Genomic DNA, 18,300 nt, shown 5'->3' with positions numbered 1-18,300 from the left:
CTACCCCGACAGGTGGAAGTTTCCGGACTGCCCGTACACGGACAGTGTGATGGTCAACAGGATGAACACCCCGGCGGTGATCGAGGTGCGGACCGCGCGGCCGACCGCTTCACCGACGCCGGCGGGTCCACCGGTGGCGGTGTAGCCGTAATAGGTGTGGATCGCCATCACCGCGGCCGCCATCGCGAGCGCCTCGGTGAACGACCACACCAGGTCGGCTGGGTGCAGGAACGTGGTGAAGTAGTGGTCGTACACACCCCGCGACTGGCCGTAGATGATCGTGGTGCCGAACCTGGTGGCCAGAAACGACATCAACACCGCGACCGTGTAGATCGGCACCACGGCCATCACTCCCGCGACGATGCGGGTGGACGCCAGGTAGGTGATCGCCCGGATGCCCATCACTTCCAGCGCGTCGATCTCCTCGTTGATCCGCATGGCGCCCAGTTGCGCGGTGGCACCGGCGCCGATGGTGGCGGCCAGTGCCACACCCGCGGTCGCGGGAGCTATGAACCGGACATTGAGAAAGGCGCCCAGAAACCCGGTGAGAGCTTCGATTCCGACGTTGGACAGCGTGTTGTAGCCCTGGACGGCGATCAGCGCACCGGTGGTCAGGGTCAGGAATCCCACGATCACGACGGTGCCGCCGATCACCGCGAGCGCCCCGGTGCCCATGCCCATCGTGGCGATCAGCCGAAGAACCTCGCCCGGATAGCGCCGCAACGCATCCCCGGTGGACAACAATGCCTGGCCGTAGAAGGCGGTCTGCTCCCCCACGCGGCGGGTGCCGTCCACGGCCCGGTTCAGGATTTCGGGCCCGCGGTCCTCGGAAGTGGTTGTCACGGAGCCACCTTCACGCCGAAGGCGGTGGCCAGGATGTTGATGAAGAACAGCGCCATGAAGGCGAACACCACGGTCTCGTTGACCGCGTTGCCGACAGCGGTCGGGCCGCCGCCCACCGAAAGGCCCTTGTAGCAGGCGATCAGGCCGGCCGACAGCCCGAACAGCAGCGCCTTGACCAGGGACACCACGACCTGCGGCAGGCCGGTCAGCAGCGTCAGGCCGGCGACGAAGGCGCCGGGCGTGACATGCTGGACGTAGACCACGAACACGTAGCTGCCGGTGAGTCCGACCACCGCGACCACCGAATACAGCATCAGCGCAACGAAAGTCGCGGCGATCACGCGCGGCACCACGAGCGCCTGGACCGGGTTGACCCCGATCACCTTCATCGCGTCGATCTCCTCGCGGATGGTCCGCGCGCCCAGGTCTGCGCACATCGCGGTGGCAGCAGCGCCGGACACGACGATCGCGGTCACCACCGGACCGACCTGGGTCACCGACGCGAGGGCGGCACCGGCACCGGACAGGTCACCGGCTCCGACCTCGAGCAGAACGATGTTGAGCGTGAACACGATCAGCACGGTGTACGGGATGGACAGCACGACGGTGGGCACGATCGACACCCGCGCCACGAACCAGATCTGATCGAGCAGCTCCCGCCAGGCGAACGGCGGGCGGGCCATCGCGGCAAAGGTCTCGCCGGCCAGGACGACGAAATCGCCGACCGCGAAAGCGGGTTTGGACCAGGCGATCCCCATCACGACCGACTGCCGAGGAAGACAGGCACGGGGTTATCCCGATCGCCGCGGGACATCGACGCATGACGACGACAGCGGCGTCATTGCCGCGCAGTCCGAGCACTCCCGTGCGGATCCCACATTCATTCCCATCGTCGCCGAGCCTGGGCGGGAGGTTAGGAGTGGGCCGATTAGCTGTCAACGCTCGCCAACGGGAAACATGGCCGTCAATTACCGATACTCGCTGGCTGCAACGTTTGCACGGTTTCAGCTCAGGCCGATCAAATCAGGACGATCCGAGCTATTGCGGGCTGCCGTGATCACGCGGACCATGCCCGCGCCATACCCCGTGCCGTGGAGCCGCGGTCAGCCCCCGACGATCGGCCCGGTGAGCTCCGCTCGCGCTCGCCGCTCCACGAGCAGCGGCACGAATTCGCGAATGGGGCTGGACTCGAAGCGCTCCTGGGCGCGGTGGACGCATCCGGTGATGTCCTCGGCAGATGCTTCTGGATAGGCCACGCCGAGGCGGATCAGCAGTTCGGCGATCATGACTTCTTCGCTGATCCTGACCATGGCTTCAGAATCCGCTGGACCTGCGCGATAGTCAAGATCTGAGGAAGTGAGCGGAATGAAGACACAGATGGCACGATCCGTAACGTGGACCACTCCGCCGACACCGCACAGGCTCAGTCCCTTCTGGGTGAGTTATGGCGGCACGTGGAGGACGTGTCGACGCGCCTGGAGAAAGCGGAGCGGCGCAAGCGCCGAGCGTCGGCGTGCGATCGCCGCGAGGTCAGCAAGTTGCGTGCCGATCTGTACGAGACGCATCACCTGATCGACGCCATCCATCGCAGGTTCCCCGAAACCTGCCCGCACCGCGAGGCCGAGACCGCACCGGGCGGGCCCTGACGGCCCGATTTCAGCCAATTCCGGGTGCCATCGAGAAAGACATGAGGTTGCCGGACGCGGTTCCCGTCCCACCGGGCTTGCGAGCGCAGTAAATTGCTGCCGTGGGGAAACGACGGTGGGCCGGCGGCAGGGGTCGGTTGCTGGCGCTCGCGGTCTCGGTCACCGTCGCCGCGGGCATGGTCTACGTCCAGAACACCGAGTCGAAATGTTGTGCGGACGTCCCTGCGGCGACGCCGCCCGTGGAGCAGCAGCAGCCGGCGCCGGCGGCTCATCAAGCCGAGTTGGTGGCGGCCAGCGCACCCGTAGTGGCCCGTGACTTCCAGTTCTCCCTACCGAAGGGCCCGGCACCCGAGGGCGGCCTACAGGTCAAGACCATCTGGGTGGCCCGCGCCATCGCGGTGATGTTCCCCGAGATCACTACCATCGGCGGGTATCGGCAGGATGCGCTGAAGTGGCATCCCAACGGTCTGGCGATCGACGTGATGATCCCGAAGTATCACTCCAAGGAGGGCATCGAACTCGGTAACCAGATCGCCGGTTTCGCCCTGGCCAACGCCGAGCGCTGGGGTGTGCTGCACGTGATCTGGCGGCAAGGCCTCTATCCGGGTATCGGCGCGCCGCATTGGACCGCCGACTACGGGAACGAGACCCTCAATCACTTCGACCACGTCCACATCGCCACCGACGGCGGCGGCTACCCCACGGGCCACGAAACCTATTTCATCGGCTCGATGACCCGCTAGACGTAATTGTGGTCAGGCTGCGCTGCTCACGTGCACCGCTGACTCGCCGATATTGGCCGCGCTGTCGCCGATGATGGTTCGCAGCAAGACTTGTTGCTCGCGTTGTCCGCGGGATACCGCGCGATCCATGCCGCTCCGCGAAGCCATCGCAGCGGCACTCCGCATCAGATTGACCGGCATCTTCACCAGCGGATACCACGGCGGCATGTAGGCGGGCAGCCCCAGGACACGCATCGCGCTGGGCCCGAGGAACGCGCTGGTGATCGACAGGTGCTGTGCCCACGCCAAGCGGCGACGCAGGCCGCCGATACCGCGGTAGTGCCACGACAGCGGGTCCTCGGCCATCGGAACCGACAACTGCCGCGTCGTCTCATCGGGAACCGCCAGCGCGGTGGACGTGTGGTACAGCACGCGGATGCTCTCTTGGAAGGTCTTGGGCAGCCATTCATCCTCCACGCCGATCAGCCAGCCGACATAGCGGGTCAGGTGCGCGATGGCGTCGAGTTCGCCTGGCGCAGGGAGGATTCCCATCGCGAGCGAGGCCACCGGCGGCGCGACGAGAGCACCGACCAGCGTCGCGGCCATATCGGTCTGGTTGACGGGTAAACCCCACTCGTCGGCGCGCCAGTCCGGCATCGCCACCACGTGGCGGCGCACGAACGCATGGATCAACCGCACGTGCAGGGTGGACCTGTACCCCGCCCCCAAGGGGTCGAGACCACCGTCGGAGATGACATCCATCGCCCACTGCATCGTCTCGGCGAAGCGCTTGTTCGACCCCTTCTCCAGGGCACCCGTACGCAGCAGGGTCTTGTTGAACCCGGAGAACTGGTAACCGCCGAGCAGCGACACATCGCGCGCGATCGACATGCCGTCGGAACCGCCCCGAAGCAGTGCGCGCTGTCCTTTGCGCAGCTTGTCCCGGTTCACCCACGCCGGGACTGTCTCGACGCCGGTGAAGAACTCGCGCAACGGTTCCGGGGCGTCGGGCACTTTGTCGATGCCCTCGGCGAGCGCCTTCTCGAACAGGGGACGCATCTGCGCGATCCCCGCCGACGACATCCAGTCGACCAGGCGGTCCATCGGCTCGTCCCCGACCGTCAATCGCTCGCCGAGCCGGCGCCACTGCTGCGCGTCAGGGTTGCGGACGCCCAGCATCATCGCGAACGTCCGAATGGCACCGGGAACGACAAGTGGCCGTTCGGGATGGCGAGCCGGGATGTTCAACGTGACCTCCTGGACAGAACCGACCGGGACGACTGACTACGTACGTAGTCAGAATGTAGGCGCCGGGTAGGGTGCTGTCAATGAAGCGCGTACAAGTGGTGCGCGGCTACGGCGGCGTCAGTGCGGCCGACCGCCGCACGGAACGACGAGGCAAGCTGCTCGCCGCCGGACGCCAGATCTGGGGCGAATCCGGGATCACCGAGGTGACCGTGCGGGCCGTCTGCACCGCCGCCGGGCTGACCTCGCGCTACTTCTACGAACAGTTCGAGAGCCGAGACGCCTTGCTGTTCGCCATTTCCGACGACGTGCGGGATCAGCTGCTCACGGCGCTGGTGAACGCGGGCGTCGGGGACCCGGGCACACTGTCCGACAAGCTGCGGTCGGCGCTCACCGCGTTCCTCGACATCATCGCGGCCGACCCCCACATCCACCGCATCGCCACCGGCGACGTGAGCAGCGTCGCCGGACTGGCAGAGCACCGCACGCACATCCTGGAGATGATCACCGGCCTGATCGTCCAGCTTGCGCCCGATGTCCTGCAGTCCGCGACACCGAGCCCTGCCGAGTTGCGCCGCGGCGCACAGTTCATGGTCGGTGGCGTCAACCAGATCATCGAAGCCTGGCTGGCGAATCCCATCGAAACCACCGCGGAACTCGCGGCCGAATGCGCCGACCTCTGCGTCGCCGTGGTGCGAGGAATCACCCGGTCGGGCGACTAGCTCACGCTCGGTGTGGCCGTCACATCCGGGCAGTAGTTGTGCAGCGCCGCGGTCACCACGACCGTGGCCTTCTCGAACGGATATGCCGACCGCGCCTCGGCGATCTGCATCGCCAGATCGTCGGGCCGCATTGCCGGATCTTCGTGGGCAGTCAGGCACGCCTGCCGGCCAAGCTGCACGAGAACGTCCCGATTGTCATCGGAGACCGGCAGGCCCAGTGAGGAAACCTCCGCGAGATAACCCTGATCGTCGGCGAGGGCCGCCGGGGCCAGAGCGAGCCCGGCCGCGGCCGCCATCACGGAGATCATCAGCGCCTTCATGCTCGTCAGGATGTCAGATGCGCGTCAGCATCCCGCGGACGCGCGCCGTCGACGCGGCCCGGATCTCGCCGCGCCGGCCTCACATCCAGCTCGGCGGCCTGATCGAATTCGCCACGTCGACAAGCCGATAGCGATGACGCCGCCGTGGCGAGTGCCGCGCCAGCTCCCGCAGCACCTCCTCGATGCCGACGCGCAAACCGCGTTGGTCGAAGGCATGGCCGAGAATCGGCTCGCCGGCCGAGGGCAGCGCGCCGGACCGGAGCCAGTCGAGCGCGACACCGAGAACGAACGCGCGGATCTGCAGAACGCGCGGCTCGGTCTCGGGCAGACCGCCCACGCGCCGTGCGGCATCGCGCAACTGCGCCTCGGTGATCTCGGCGTTGGTCCGCCCCTCGAGCAGCATCACCACCGATGTCAGTTGGGCCTCGCCGTAGTGGCGTGAGGTCACCGGGACGTGATCGAGCACATCGATCGCGGCGGGCCGGTCGCCCTGGCCCGCGAGCAGTCGGGCCAAGCCGAACGCCGCGCTGACCATCGCATGGTCGGTGCGCCACAGCGTCCGGTAGCACCGTTCTGCCAACTGCCGCAACCGTTCCGCATTCGGCGCGTCGTCCGTGGCCAGCAGCAGTTCAGCCGTCGCCGCCACCGCCAGCTTGGGCGCGGGCTCACCCGGAAGCAGGGCCACGATCCGCTCGAAACACGCCAGGGCCGCCCCGAGATCACCGGTCGCCAGGCCGGCGATCCCATCGTCCCAGTCCTCCCGCCATTCGTCCTCGGCGTCCTCGACCGGTACCGGTTCCGGCAGAGCGTCCGCGATGTCACGGGCGTCCAGCGCAGCGGTGCGCCGCCGGCCGTCGACGAACACATCGGTGCCCTGCAACGCCAGATCGACGCCGAATGTGGAGCGCGCCACGCTGAACAGCGTCGACGTCCGCGGACTCGGCGAGCCCGTCTGCTCGGCGATGATCTCGTGCAGGACGCCCCGGCACTGGTCCGCCATTTCATCGACAGACGAGAACCGTTGTGCCGGACGGGGGTTGGTCGCGCGGGCGAGCAGCCGATAAAAGGATTCGTACCGCTCGAACAAGGGCACCTCGTCGCGGGCGGGCAATGACTCGGCATAGCGATCGTTGGGCAGGTCGACGGTCAGCTTGGCCAGGGTTCGGCCAACCGTGTAGACATCGGTGGCGATCGACGGTCCGGTCCGGACGATCTCGGGTGCCTGAAACCCTTTGGTGCCGTATATGTACCCGAAATCCCCGACACCCGACACCGCACCCATGTCGATCAACTCGATGTTGTCCTCGGTGAGCATGATGTTGTCGGGTTTGAGGTCGTTGTAGACCAGGCCGAGTGAGTGCAGATACGACAGCGACGGCATGACGTCGAGCAGGTATCCGAGCGCCTGCTCCACCGGCATCATCGGTTTGGCCGGGTCCCCGGACGCCGCCTGCTGTTTCGCCAGGATGGCTTCGAGTGTGGTCCCGCCGATGTACTCCATCACGATGTAGCCCACCGGGCGCCCGTCGAACCCTGGATGTTCGACGAAGTTGTAGATCTTGACGATGCCGGGGTGGTTCACCATCGCGAGGAACTGACGTTCGGCGACGACGATCGCCTGCGCCTGTTGCGCCTCCGGCTGGAGCAGACCTTTGAGCACCACCCACCGATCGCTGACATTGCGGTCGACCGCCAGATAGATCCAGCCGACACCGCCGTGGGCGATGCAACCCTGAACCTCGTACTGGCCCGCAACCAGCTCGCCGGTCTCCAGTTGAGGTGAGAACGAGAACAGCGCGCCGCAATGCGGGCACACCCCTTCGCACGGCCCGGGCCGACCGGCAGTCCCCCGTCCCACCGGTCGGCCACAGCCACCGCATTCCCGTTTGGACTCGGCGACAACGGGATTGGTGAGTATCGCGCCGGCCGGCTCGATGTCCGCCCGGATCGGGACCTCGACCAGGCCATCCCCGATCCGACGACGCCCGGTACGCAACCGCGGGCGGGTGCCCTCGACCTTTACCGGTGACGACTCGGTCACCAGGACGGCGCGCGTTCCCTCCTGCTCCGCCATGTCAGTCCCGATACCTAGGCAGCGGCGGACTCGGCGGCGGGCCGAGCACAGTGAGCCACTTCCGGTACAGCGACAACCATGTCCCGTCTTGCCGGATGCGTTCCAGGCTCGCGTTGACGGCCCGGACCAGATCCTGGCGCGACTTGTTCATGCCGATGCCGTACGGCTCATCCTCCAGACTCGGACCGACCAGGTGCAGGTACGGATCCTGCACGGCCATCCCGGCCAGAATCGAGTCGTCGGTGCTGACCGCATCTGTCTGGCCCTGCTGCAGCGCGACCAGGCAGTCGTCCCAATTCTGTACGGCCAGCAGGACCGCCGCCGGCGCCACCCGGGCGACTGTGGCCAGCGATGTCGTGTCCACCTGAGAGCACACCCTCTTCCCCGCCAGCTCAGCCGGTCCCCGGATCGGCGAGTCCTTGGGCACGAGTAATCGTTGATGCGCATCGAAATACACCGTGGAGAAGGCGATCTGCTCCGCGCGGGCGCAGGTGATCGTCATCGCCTTCACGACGATGTCGACGGTGCCATCCTGCAGAGCCGTGATGCGCTCCGGCGAGGTCAGCAGGTGGAAGTCCACCTTGCCGGGGTCGCCGAGCAGATCGCGGGCCACCTCGCGCGCGATATCGACGTCGAAACCGGTCAGTTCACCCGACACGGGATCGCGAAAACTCATCAGATTGGTGTTCTGGTCGATACCGACGATCAGCCGGCCCCGCTGCCGGATCGCCTGCACTGCCGGTCCGGACACCTCTGAAGGGCGCAAACTCGCTGTCGCATCGCAACTCTCGACCGGCACGCCGTGAACCCCGGAGGCCACGACGGCGCCGCTCGGCGTCGGCATCGCGGTGAGCGAGGCCGACACCTGGACAAGCGGTTGCGTCGTGGAACATCCCGTCACCACGGTCGCGGCGAGGACGATGAGTCCGGTTACTGCCCGCATCAGTGGTACTCGCTCAGTCTCGGCGCGATCCCTGCGGCGACGGTGAGAGCGGCCAGCACACTGATGGCCGCGGCACCGGCAGGCAACGCACTCAGCGCCCCGTACGCGCGGGTGATCCCGTCGCGCTGCCGGTCCCGCAATCGTGCGATGTCGTCCCCCAGCGCCTGATCCAGCCGGGTGAACTGGGCCGTCGAACCCTGCATTTCGCCGTCTCGTGCGATCTCAACGGCACCGGGATAGTCGCCGCTACCCAGCTTGCCGCGGATCTCGCTGTGCGCGGCTTTCCAGCCGTGCAGCGCGTCCTGTGCCCCGTTGACCGCATGCCTGTCGAGGATCCGTGCGACCTGCGTGGTCCGTTCTTCGAATCGGATGTCGGAGAGTGTGTCGGAGCCGCGTTTGAGCAGCCCGAGGATCTCGTCCGCACGGGCCTGCTGGACCAGGATCCGGGCGGTCACCGCCGATTCCAGCGGCTCCCCTCCGGCCGCGCGGGCACCGTTGACGGCGTGCGTCACAATGAGTCCGGCCACCGTCAGCCACACAGCGAGCGCAATCATCAACACCGATGCCAACAACAGGCCCGGGTTGATGCGCCGATGGCTGCGCCGGGCGACGAAGACCTGCGCGAACAGCAACAATCCCACTGCCAGCGCGGCTCCCGCGATCAACGCGGGAGGCGCCGCGGCCGACCGCCCCGATGCCATGACGGCCTCGGCCTGCGTCCGGTACAACCGCTCGGCGTCCGGGAGCATGGACTGCTGCAGCAGCGTCGACGATTCGCTGAGGTACGCGACTCCGATCGGGCGGCCGTCGCGGTTGGCCGCACGAGCGGTCCCCATCATGCCCGTGTAGACCGCCAGCTGGTTGGACAGGTCGGTGAGCAACGTAAGCGACTGGATATCGTTGGGCGACACCCCATTCGAGGCGGTAACCAGGCCGGCCGACGCCTCTCCGACCGCGGCGTCGTAGCGATCGCGGACATCGCGCGGTTCCACACCGCCGGCCAGAAAGGCAGTGGCCGCGGTCGTGTTGGCGGACGACAGGGCACTGTAGATCCGTTGTGCGGCATCGGCCAGCGGTTCGGTGTGTGACCGCAGGGTCTGAAGCTCGCGTTGCCGATCGGCCGCCGTCGCCGACGCCGCCACGCCCACGGTCAGCACCGCCGCGATCACGATGACGGCCAGCACCGCGATCCGGCCGGGCGTGGCCCGCAGGAAGTCCACGACCGGGCGGTCTGGTTCCTCGGCGTCGGCCAGCACGGACTCGTCGAGTGTGAGCGCCTGCCGACTCTCCAACTCACCGCTGTGCACTCGACATCACCTCGTCGCGGGCTGGCCCGGAACAGCGATACCGGACTCGATCGAACGCCGACGAATGCACGGTAGCCCCCGCAAACGCGCTACGTGGGCTTTATTACGCGGCCGCCACGCTCTCGGCGGCCAGTACCTCCGCGGCGGCGCGCTCACCCGACCGGACCGCACCGTCGATCCAGCCGCACATGATGGCCGAACTCTCGGTGCCGGCCCAGTGGATCCGTCCGCACGGGGCCCGCAGCGCAGGGCCGAACTCAGTGAGCACGCCGGGCGGGGCGTGACTGATCATCCCGCCACCCGAATACCTTTCCACCGTCCAGTTCTGCTCGTGATAGCTCACCGGTGAGGCGGCCTTCCGACCGAACCGGTCGATCAACTCGCCGATCACGACAGCCTTGCGCTCGGTGGCGTCGAGCAACCCGAGCCGACGGGCGGCGGGCCCTTCGGTGATGACGCACATGATTCCGGGAGTGCCGGTGTCGGTGCAGGCGTCGATGGTCAGCGTCGCGGGGCTGCCGGGTGCGGCGGACTGTCCGCACAGCCCGTCGGCACGCCAGAATGCCGTGTCATAGACGACTGAGATCTTGAAGACGGCACCGCTGGGCATCCGCTGGTGGAGGAACATTCGGTCCACGGGAAGTACTGGCTCATAGACGATCTGGCTCGCCACAGCCAGAGGGACGGCGACGATGGCCTGCCGCGCTCGCACAGTCAGGCTCTCGGCGTGCACCGTCACGCCGTCGTCGTCGTGCGCGATGAGGTGCACCGGTTGCGAAAGATGCAGCGCGCCGCCCAGTTCGGCTGCCATCGGTCCGTAGACGGCGCCCATGCCACCGCGCACCCGCGCGTCCTGGGCACCGCCCTTGTTGGAGATGACGAAGCCCGGGCCGCCGCCCGACCCCATCTGATGGAGCGCCCACAACAACGACACCTCGGATCCCGCGGAGGTGTAGATGCCGGCGAGCGCCATGTCGAGCATCTCGCGCGCCTGTTTGGAGCGCATATGCCGGTTGATCCACTCCCCCAGGCTGATCCGATCCCACTCGACCGCCTTCTTCGCCTCCCATGGGGCATCGAACGGAATGGTCTTGCACATCAGCTCCACCTCGAGCAGTCCGGCGCCGAGGTTGGCGATCGCCCACGGGCTCATCGCCCACGGAATCGTGCCGGAATAACGGTGCTGTTTGCCGTCGAGGATCATCATGGCGTCGCCGTCGACGTACTCCTTGTACTCCTCGGCCCCGAATTCGGCCATCAGGGCCTTGATGCGATCCTGCCCCGGTCCGATCCAGGCCCCGCCGCGGTCGATCCACGTTCCGTCATCGAGCACCTCGGTGAAGGTCCGGCCACCGACCCGATCACGCGCCTCGAGCAGGGCCAAGGAGCGGCCCGCCTGTTTGAGCCGCAAGGCCGCGGCGAGGCCTGCGAAGCCCGCGCCCACCACGCAACAGTCGACATCTGCCATGGCTCGACCTCCCGTTTTCGACGGGGCTTGATTCGCTCAAATTACGCCGTCGTCAGCCGCCGCGTAGGCACTGTCGACCGACTGGTGTGGTAAATGCCATAAATTTTGCCCACCTGGGCACACATCACTCCGATCGAGCCCACTTCGGGCCCGCCCACACACCGTGCCCGCCCCCTGGAATCCGGACCGGTCGCCGCATGTGCGATGATTTCTGACCTGCTAATACGCCGGGGTTCGCCCTCTGTTCACCTCGCGTTCGCCGGACGCCTGTGCGCGTCAAGCATCGGTTGACGTCTGATCGCCGAACTAGTTGCCATCGACAGCACCAGACAACTTCGCGATTCCCGGGATGGTTCATACCGCCGGTAGGGTCCGGTCCTCGTGGGTAGACACCAGTTGAAAAGGCATCGGCGCCGCCGATCCGCAGCGATGGCTGCCGTCGTCGTGCCTGCCGCCGCACTCCTCGTCGTCGGCGCAGACACCGGGCCGGCCACCAAGGGCGGTGCCGAGGTTGTCGCACCCCCGGCCGTCCAGCTTGCAGCCGCGCCCACGGCACCCGCTGTACGTGCCGACCGCGCCGTGCGCCGGAACATGAGGTTCCCGCTACCCGCCGGCCGGGCCTCAGAGAAGGGCCTACAGGTCGAGACCATCCTGGCGGCCCGCGCGGTCAGCGCGCGGTTCCCCCAGATTCTGAACATCGGCGGAGTCCGGGCCGATTCCATGAAGTGGCACCCGAACGGGTTGGCGATCGACGTGATGATCCCGAACTACAGCACTCCGGAAGGCAAAGCCCTCGGAGACCGGATCGTCGCGTACGTCCTCGACAATGCCGACCGGTTCGGCGTGAACCACGTGATCTTCCGGCAGCAGATCTACTCCCGCGGCAAAGCCCCGCGAATGATGTCGGACCGCGGCGGAGCTACCGCCAACCACTACGACCACGTGCACATCGCCACCAACGGCGGTGGATTCCCCACCGGGCACGAAACGTACCTGACGTAATTCCGGCCAGAAGCCGTCAGCCCGGCGCGGCGACGTCGTACACCGTGAGTGCGGAAGAAAACTGAACGATGGTGGCAGGGTCGGCGAGATCAACACCGCACAGCTGCTCGATGCGTCGCAGACGCTGCGCGACGGTGTTTGGATGGACCAACAGCGAGTCGGCCGTCGCGTTACGCTCCTGCCTGGAAGCGAAATAGGCCCGCAGGGTCGACATCAGCTCGGTGCGATGTTTGGCGTCGTATGCAACGACCGGTTCCAGGGTGCGAGTGGCGAATGCCGTGAGTTTGGCCGGGTCTTCGAGTTGGAGCAGCAGTCCGACGATGCCGAGATCCTCCAGCGTGATCACGGTGTCGGTGCGCCCGGCCCGGGTCGCGATCTCAAGCGCTGACCTGGCGATCTGATAACCCTCGCCGTGGTCGGCACCGTATGTGGGCGACACTGCCACGGTGGCCGTAACGCTCTGCGACACTTCGGCCATCGCTCGCTGCACCATGACGCCCGGCGGCGTGCCGGCGTCGGCGCCGTCAGGCCACAGCGTGACGAGCATGCCGCCGTGCATCGCAACCAGTGGCCTCGGCTGGTACGCCGACGCCAGCTCTGTCACCCTCGCCAACGCTCGCTGCCAGGCCTGACGCAAGCCTGCCTCAGACGGTCCGGCCAAGGCTGCCACGATCGCGACGTGCGCCACTCCGAGGTCGTGGCCCAGCCGCTGCGCACGGATCAACAGCGGTTCAGGCAGTTCTCCACTGCTCGACAACACGTCGGTCAACAATTCACCGCTCAGCCGCCTCTCAACCTCGGCCGCGGTTCGTTCGCGCAACAGCTCGACCGAAACCACGATCGACGCGTGTTCGACGGCGCGGATCTGCAGTGGGTCAAGCGCTTCGACGTCACCCGGGAACCAGATCCGGGCGGCCACCTCGCTACCCAGGCGCACGCCGGCGACAAGCCATCCCGTCGCGACATCGCTTGCGACCGAGACGGGTTCGACAGTCGGCGACGGTCCCGTGGTGTCACGTTCAGCCACGGCCGAACGCGCTGCGGGCGTGGGAAACTCGATACCGTCGCCGGCCCGGGCGATCTCGGCCTGACGCCCGTCATCGATCAGCACCGGACGTCCGATCAATTCGCTCAACGCGGCAGCGATTCCACTGATACCGCCAGACCGCAAGGTGACTGTCAGCAGCCGCTCGTGAATCTGCTCCGAGCGGGCCAGCGCATCGCGTTGCTCGCGTAGCGAACTGGTCAGGGCGCGCAACTCATCGAGTCGGCGTGCCGATGTGACCGCGATCGCGGCATGGTTGGCCAACAGAATCAACCGCTCGATCTCGTGGCGGGTGAAGGTATGTACCGAGGTGTAGTAGCCGTTGAGCGTTCCCAGCACTTCGGTACCGGCGATGAGGGGCACGGCGACGATGGCCCGGTATCCCTGATCCTGCGCCACGCCGGCCCAGAGGGCGAAGTCGGGTTCGATCCGCACATCCCGAATGGCCACCGGTTCACCCTGATGGAAAGACCGGCTCGATGGGGACCGGCTGTCGAGCCGAATCGGCCTGTCCGAGTTGACTCGTCGGACGTACTCCTCAGACAGGCCACTCCATCCCTGTACCAGCAACCGCTCCCGGTGTGCATCTGGGATGAGGACGCCACAGAAGTCGAAACCCAGCAGCGTCCGGGCCGTATCGGCAACCAGGCAGAGCACCTCGAGCAGATCGGTGTCGGCGCTGGCCTGCGCGCTGAGCGTGCGCAGCGCCGACAACCATGTCACAAGTTCAGCACCTGGCCGTTCATGGCCCGCGGACGAAGTCACGCCCTCAGTCTCCCCCAGATCGAGGTGTCATCAGCGACATTTATCAAGAAGAAGTATGTCGGTCGCGACATAGCGCACCGATCCCGCTGTGACGACACTCATAGCCATGACCCAGGTATCCCCGGCCACCACACCCGAGTCCACAGCCACTGCGGCGCCGCTGCCCGGCCAACTCCGCGACATCGTCAACCCCGCCACAGGCGAGGCGATCGCCACGGTGCCAGAGCAAGGTGAGCACGAAGTCGACATGGCGGTGGCGACCGCACGCAGAGCATTCGAGGACGGACCGTGGCCGAACATGGTTCGCAGCGACCGTGCCAAGCTCCTGCTGCGCATCGCCGATGCGATCGAGGATTCCAGCGAGACCCTCTACACGCTGGAGGCACGCAACAATGGCCGGCCGATCACCGAGACGCGTGCACAGCTGTCCCGGGTACCCGAGTGGTTTCGGTACAACGCCGGACTCCTGGCGGCCCAGCGTCAGGCCGTATTGCCGGGCGATGGCCCGTATCTGACATATCAGCAGCGGCTTCCGCTCGGCGTCTGCGGCATCATCACCCCGTTCAACCATCCGATGCTGATCCTGGCGCGTAGCCTGTCGGCGGCGTTGGCGAACGGAAACACCGTGGTGGTCAAGCCATCCGAACTCACGCCACTGACGACCCTCGCGCTGGCCGACATCCTCGCCGACGCCGGGCTACCCGACGGTGTCCTCAACGTGGTCACGGGCGCTCGCGCAGCCGGCCAGCGGCTTACCGGTCACCCGGACATCGCCAAGATCACGCTTACCGGAGGTACCGAAGCCGGCCGGTCCGCAGCCATCGCTACAGCGTCACGGTTCGCGCGCATTACGGCCGAACTCGGCGGCAAGACACCCGTAGTGCTGTTCGATGACGTCGACCCGCGCATCGCCGCCGAGGGCGCGGCCTTCGCAGCGTTCGTCGCCGCGGGTCAGTCCTGCGTCGCCGGATCCCGCTTCCTCGTGCAGCGCGGAATCTACGACGAGTTCGTCGACACGCTCGCCGCACGCGCGCAGGCCATTCGGCTCGGCGACCCCGCCCTGCCTGACACCCAGATGGGACCACTCATCAGCGCCCGCCAGCGGGACAAGGTCGCCGCCCTGATCCAAAGCGGCCTCGATGAGGGGGCGACACTCAAGGCAGGTGGTAAGAAGCCTTCGCTGCCAGAACCTTTCGATGCTGGCTTCTTCCTCTCCCCTACCGTGCTGTCCGACGCCACCATGGACATGACCGTCGCTCGCGAAGAGATCTTCGGCCCGGTGGCAGTGGTGATCCCCTTCGACGACGAACACGACGCCGTGCGTATGGCCAACGACAACCCTTACGGGTTGGGCGCCGGAGTATGGACCACCGACGTCAGCCGCGCCCACCGCGTGGCGGCGCGGATCAACGCAGGCATGGTGTGGGTCAACGACCACCACCGGCTCGAGCCTTCTCTGCCATGGGGCGGCATCAAAGACTCTGGATCAGGAAAAGACGCTGGCACAGAGTCTTTCGACGACTTCTCCTGGATCAAGACGATCGTTGTGCGCACCGCCGCCGACCACGTCGAGTGGTACGGCGACCAACCACAGCGCCGCCTCAACTGATCTGTCCCCGACACCCTGAAAGGCACACCCATGTCCGCAGGACGTTGGTATCACGACATCACCCGAACACAATGGCTCGTGCTCGCGGGCACCACCTTGGGCTGGGGGCTCGACGGCTTCGCCGGCAGCCTCTATGTCCTCGTGCTGGGTCCGGCCATGAGTGAACTGCTACCCAACAGCGGCCTCGGCGTCGACGGAGCCGCGATCGGCTTCTACGGTGGCATGACGGTGGCCCTGTTCCTCATGGGGTGGGCCACCGGCGGGATCTTGTTCGGCATGCTCGCCGACTATTTCGGCCGCACCCGGGTGTTGTCGGTGGGCATCCTCACCTACGCGGTCTTCAGCGCCCTGGCCGTCTTCGCCGAAACCTGGTGGCAGCTGGGCATTCTGCGCTTCATCGCCGGCCTCGGATCAGGCGTCGAGGCGCCGGTGGGCGCGGCACTGATCGCCGAGACCTGGCGCAATCGCTTCCGGGCCCGAGCGGGTGGGGTCATGATGGCCGGATACGCGGCGGGGTTCTTCATGGCAGCCGCCGCGTACGCGCTGCTCGGCGACCACGGCTGGCGCGCCATGATGTTGCTCGCCGGCATTCCCGCGCTGGTGGTCTGGTTCATCCGCCGTTACGTGCCCGAGCCGCCCGAAATCGGCGCCCACCTGCAGGCCCGCAAAGAACGAAAGGCCCTTGGCCGCAACCTCGATCACGATCGATTCATTCTGCGGCGCCTGTTCAGCCCGCCGCTGCTGCACCCCATGTTGGTGTGTACCGCGCTGGCCACCGGAGCGCTCGTGGCGTTCTGGAGCGTGTCCACCTGGTACCCGCAGATCATCAGGCAGATGACCGAAGCCGATCACCTTCCCCGGGAAGCGGCCGACCATCGGGTCGCCGTGGCAGCCATGCTCTTCAACGCCGGCGGCATCGTCGGTTATGCCGCATGGGGTTTCGTCGCCGACGCCATCGGCCGCAAGAAAGCGTTCCTGATCAGCTTCGTGGTCTCGGCAGCCACCATCGCATGGGTGTTCCCCTTCGACCGCAGTTTCGCCGAAATGCTGGTCGCCATGCCCCTGCTGGGCTTCGGCTTGTTCGGCGCGTTGTCGGGCACCTTCATCTACGGCCCCGAACTCTTCCCGCCCAGTGTGCGCGCCACTGCGCTGGCGGTCTGCAACAGCGTGGGCCGCTACATCACCGCGCTGGGACCACTCACCGCAGGCGTGATCGCCGCTTCCTGGTTCGACGGAAACCTCGGCTTCGCCACGGCCTCGGTCTCGGCAGTCGGCTTGATCGCCGTGATCGGTCTCGCCTTCGCCCGCGAGACCCGCGGCCAACCATTGCCTGTCGACCACCCGATCGTCGACAACGTTCCGCTGAGCGAAGGGAGTACGTCATGACCGAATACGCCGGTGCGTCGGCGATCGTCGTCGGAGGATCCATCGGAGGTCTGACCGCCGCGCTGCTGTTGCGCGACCTCGGCTTCCACGTCGACGTCTACGAACGCACTCCGACCCCGCTGGACGGACGCGGCAGCGGCATCGTCCTGCAACCCGACACGGTGCGCTGGTTCGCCGAACGCAGCCATCAGGATCTGTCCGACCTGCACACCGCCACCGAGTACGTGCAGTACCTCGATGCCGGCGGCGCTGTCATCCACCGTGAGCCGGCGCTGTGGACTTACACCTCCTGGGGCACCTTCTACCGTGCCTTACTCTCCGACTTCGGCACCGAGCATTATCACTACGGCGAATTCGCCTGCGGCTTCGACCAAGACGCCGACACCGTGACCGTCCGGTTCGTGAGTGGCAGGACAGCGCGTGCCGATCTCGTCGTGTTCGCCGACGGCATCACCTCGCCGGCACGGGCGCACTTCGACCCCGAGGCCGCGCTCGCGTATTCCGGATACGTCGGCTGGCGGGGAACCGTCGCGCTGTCCGAACTCAGCGCGCAGACACGCGAGGTGCTCGGCGATGCGATCACCTACACCGTCATTCCCAACTCTCACATCACCATGTACCCGATACCGGGTGAGGACAGCCTCGACGAATCCGACCGCCTGATGAACTACGTCTGGTATCGCAACGTGCCCGCCGGGCCCGAGCTCAGTGAACTTCTCATCGACAAAAGAGGATTCACCGGATCGGTTTCGGTTCATCCCGGCCAGGTCCAGGACCGCTTCGTCGACGAGCTGCGCGCGGCGGCCACGACCCAGCTGGCTCCCGCGGTATCCGAAGTGGTTGTCGCGACCGAACAGCCGTACCTCCAGGTGCTGTCCGACGTGCGGTCCTCTCGGATGGCGCTCGGCAGGGCGGCGCTGATCGGCGATGCCGCGAGCGCATCACGTCCACACGCAGCAGCCGGAACCGCCAAGGCCGCGGCCGACGCCTGGGCACTGGCCGCGGCGCTGTCCACCTCGTCAGGGGATGTCGCCTCGGCATTGTCCAAGTGGGAACCGGCCCAGTTGCAGCTCAGCGACACGCTCCTACGCCGCGTGGTCGACATGGGTGAGCGCTCACAGTTCCGCAACACATGGACCCCCGGAGACCCGGACCTGCGCTTCGGCCTCTACGGTCCCGGGCGCTAAACCCCTTACTACGAGA

17 protein-coding genes are annotated in these 18,300 nt (G+C 66.7%); 7 read left to right on the top strand and 10 right to left on the bottom strand.

Annotated elements, in window-relative coordinates:
- The 3 genes from EH231_RS07575 to EH231_RS07565 all read right to left on the bottom strand — a co-directional run bounded on the left by EH231_RS07575 (position 1) and on the right by EH231_RS07565 (position 2,153).
- The gene (locus EH231_RS07575) at positions 1 to 843 is read right to left on the bottom strand and encodes an ABC transporter permease (RefSeq protein ID WP_044518893.1); all 843 of its coding nucleotides are present in this window, start codon (positions 841 to 843) and stop codon (positions 1 to 3) included.
- Positions 840 to 1,601 (bottom strand): MlaE family ABC transporter permease, encoded by a 762-nt coding sequence (locus EH231_RS07570; RefSeq protein ID WP_409543932.1) that lies wholly within the window; start codon positions 1,599 to 1,601, stop codon positions 840 to 842. Before EH231_RS07570 ends, EH231_RS07575 begins: the two co-directional genes overlap by 4 nt.
- A gap of 345 nt (positions 1,602 to 1,946) precedes the next feature.
- Positions 1,947 to 2,153 carry a three-helix bundle dimerization domain-containing protein gene (locus EH231_RS07565; RefSeq protein WP_090433059.1) on the bottom strand — a complete coding sequence of 69 codons (207 nt, stop codon included), beginning with the start codon at positions 2,151 to 2,153 and terminating at the stop codon, positions 1,947 to 1,949.
- Between the two features lie 84 nt (positions 2,154 to 2,237).
- Between EH231_RS07565 and EH231_RS07560 the strand changes: the two genes are divergently transcribed.
- Positions 2,238 to 2,489, top strand: coding sequence for a hypothetical protein (locus tag EH231_RS07560; protein WP_090433057.1), 252 nt, complete (start codon positions 2,238 to 2,240; stop codon positions 2,487 to 2,489).
- Positions 2,490 to 2,581: 92 nt separating this feature from the next.
- The gene (locus EH231_RS07555) at positions 2,582 to 3,232 is read left to right on the top strand and encodes a VldE C-terminal domain-containing protein (RefSeq protein WP_420891970.1); all 651 of its coding nucleotides are present in this window, start codon (positions 2,582 to 2,584) and stop codon (positions 3,230 to 3,232) included.
- 12 nt (positions 3,233 to 3,244) lie between these two features.
- Here EH231_RS07555 and EH231_RS07550 read toward each other — a convergent pair whose 3' ends face one another.
- Entirely contained in the window at positions 3,245 to 4,459 is a 1,215-nt protein-coding gene (locus EH231_RS07550) for an oxygenase MpaB family protein (protein ID WP_241177905.1), read from the bottom strand.
- Between the two features lie 80 nt (positions 4,460 to 4,539).
- Between EH231_RS07550 and EH231_RS07545 the strand changes: the two genes are divergently transcribed.
- A complete protein-coding gene (locus EH231_RS07545) occupies positions 4,540 to 5,178 on the top strand; it encodes a TetR/AcrR family transcriptional regulator (protein ID WP_090433377.1) in 639 nt (212 codons plus the stop codon).
- Here EH231_RS07545 and EH231_RS07540 read toward each other — a convergent pair.
- From EH231_RS07540 to EH231_RS07520, 5 genes are all read right to left on the bottom strand, one after another.
- Positions 5,175 to 5,498: a DUF732 domain-containing protein gene (locus tag EH231_RS07540; protein WP_090433051.1), complete on the bottom strand. Its 324-nt coding sequence runs from the start codon at positions 5,496 to 5,498 to the stop codon at positions 5,175 to 5,177. The two genes, EH231_RS07545 and EH231_RS07540, sit on opposite strands and share 4 nt — an antisense overlap.
- A gap of 79 nt (positions 5,499 to 5,577) precedes the next feature.
- Complete coding sequence (locus tag EH231_RS07535) at positions 5,578 to 7,572, bottom strand: serine/threonine-protein kinase (RefSeq protein WP_124712172.1); 1,995 nt, start codon at positions 7,570 to 7,572, stop codon at positions 5,578 to 5,580.
- Position 7,573: 1 nt separating this feature from the next.
- Complete coding sequence (locus EH231_RS07530; RefSeq protein ID WP_124712171.1) at positions 7,574 to 8,515, bottom strand: glutamate ABC transporter substrate-binding protein; 942 nt, start codon at positions 8,513 to 8,515, stop codon at positions 7,574 to 7,576.
- Positions 8,515 to 9,822, bottom strand: coding sequence for a GlnX family signal transduction membrane protein (locus tag EH231_RS07525; protein WP_124712170.1), 1,308 nt, complete (start codon positions 9,820 to 9,822; stop codon positions 8,515 to 8,517). The genes EH231_RS07530 and EH231_RS07525 overlap by 1 nt, the downstream gene beginning before the upstream one ends.
- Positions 9,823 to 9,925: 103 nt before the next feature.
- Positions 9,926 to 11,290 carry a flavin monoamine oxidase family protein gene (locus EH231_RS07520; protein WP_090433044.1) on the bottom strand — a complete coding sequence of 455 codons (1,365 nt, stop codon included), beginning with the start codon at positions 11,288 to 11,290 and terminating at the stop codon, positions 9,926 to 9,928.
- A 429-nt stretch (positions 11,291 to 11,719) separates the two neighbouring features.
- Here EH231_RS07520 and EH231_RS07515 point away from each other — a divergent pair, with 429 nt between their 5' ends.
- Positions 11,720 to 12,292: a VldE C-terminal domain-containing protein gene (locus EH231_RS07515; RefSeq protein ID WP_090433042.1), complete on the top strand. Its 573-nt coding sequence runs from the start codon at positions 11,720 to 11,722 to the stop codon at positions 12,290 to 12,292.
- Positions 12,293 to 12,308: 16 nt separating this feature from the next.
- Here the strand turns inward: EH231_RS07515 and EH231_RS07510 are convergent, their stop codons facing one another.
- The gene (locus tag EH231_RS07510; RefSeq protein WP_164480802.1) at positions 12,309 to 14,060 is read right to left on the bottom strand and encodes a helix-turn-helix domain-containing protein; all 1,752 of its coding nucleotides are present in this window, start codon (positions 14,058 to 14,060) and stop codon (positions 12,309 to 12,311) included.
- Between the two features lie 148 nt (positions 14,061 to 14,208).
- Here EH231_RS07510 and EH231_RS07505 point away from each other — a divergent pair, with 148 nt between their 5' ends.
- Genes EH231_RS07505 through EH231_RS07495 form a run of 3 tightly spaced genes read left to right on the top strand, consistent with a single transcriptional unit; the run spans position 14,209 to position 18,284 of the window.
- Complete coding sequence (locus tag EH231_RS07505) at positions 14,209 to 15,711, top strand: aldehyde dehydrogenase (RefSeq protein WP_124712168.1); 1,503 nt, start codon at positions 14,209 to 14,211, stop codon at positions 15,709 to 15,711.
- A gap of 30 nt (positions 15,712 to 15,741) precedes the next feature.
- Positions 15,742 to 17,097, top strand: coding sequence for an MFS transporter (locus tag EH231_RS07500; protein WP_090433035.1), 1,356 nt, complete (start codon positions 15,742 to 15,744; stop codon positions 17,095 to 17,097).
- On the top strand, positions 17,094 to 18,284 hold the full coding sequence (locus EH231_RS07495) for an FAD binding domain-containing protein (RefSeq protein WP_124712167.1): 1,191 nt from the start codon (positions 17,094 to 17,096) through the stop codon (positions 18,282 to 18,284). The genes EH231_RS07500 and EH231_RS07495 overlap by 4 nt, the downstream gene beginning before the upstream one ends.
- The last annotated feature ends 16 nt before the right edge of the window (positions 18,285 to 18,300 follow it).

It is taken from the genome of Mycolicibacterium nivoides, from assembly GCF_003855255.1.
Taxonomy (GTDB): Bacteria; Actinomycetota; Actinomycetes; order Mycobacteriales; family Mycobacteriaceae; genus Mycobacterium; species Mycobacterium nivoides.
The sequence above is the reverse complement of the archived record's forward strand: the minus strand, read 5'-3'. Positions and strand labels throughout refer to the sequence as shown.

Excerpts from the sequence above, each read along its gene's own strand:
- EH231_RS07570 (WP_409543932.1), bottom strand. The coding sequence starts at position 1,601 with ATGGGGATCGCCTGGTCCAAACCCGCTTTCGCGGTCGGCGATTTCGTC.
- EH231_RS07565 (WP_090433059.1), bottom strand. The coding sequence starts at position 2,153 with ATGGTCAGGATCAGCGAAGAAGTCATGATCGCCGAACTGCTGATCCGC.
- EH231_RS07545 (WP_090433377.1), top strand. The coding sequence starts at position 4,540 with ATGAAGCGCGTACAAGTGGTGCGCGGCTACGGCGGCGTCAGTGCGGCC.
- EH231_RS07540 (WP_090433051.1), bottom strand. The coding sequence starts at position 5,498 with ATGAAGGCGCTGATGATCTCCGTGATGGCGGCCGCGGCCGGGCTCGCT.
- EH231_RS07535 (WP_124712172.1), bottom strand. The coding sequence starts at position 7,572 with ATGGCGGAGCAGGAGGGAACGCGCGCCGTCCTGGTGACCGAGTCGTCA.
- EH231_RS07530 (WP_124712171.1), bottom strand. The coding sequence starts at position 8,515 with ATGCGGGCAGTAACCGGACTCATCGTCCTCGCCGCGACCGTGGTGACG.
- EH231_RS07520 (WP_090433044.1), bottom strand. The coding sequence starts at position 11,290 with ATGGCAGATGTCGACTGTTGCGTGGTGGGCGCGGGCTTCGCAGGCCTC.
- EH231_RS07515 (WP_090433042.1), top strand. The coding sequence starts at position 11,720 with ATGGCTGCCGTCGTCGTGCCTGCCGCCGCACTCCTCGTCGTCGGCGCA.
- EH231_RS07505 (WP_124712168.1), top strand. The coding sequence starts at position 14,209 with ATGACCCAGGTATCCCCGGCCACCACACCCGAGTCCACAGCCACTGCG.
- EH231_RS07500 (WP_090433035.1), top strand. The coding sequence starts at position 15,742 with ATGTCCGCAGGACGTTGGTATCACGACATCACCCGAACACAATGGCTC.
- EH231_RS07495 (WP_124712167.1), top strand. The coding sequence starts at position 17,094 with ATGACCGAATACGCCGGTGCGTCGGCGATCGTCGTCGGAGGATCCATC.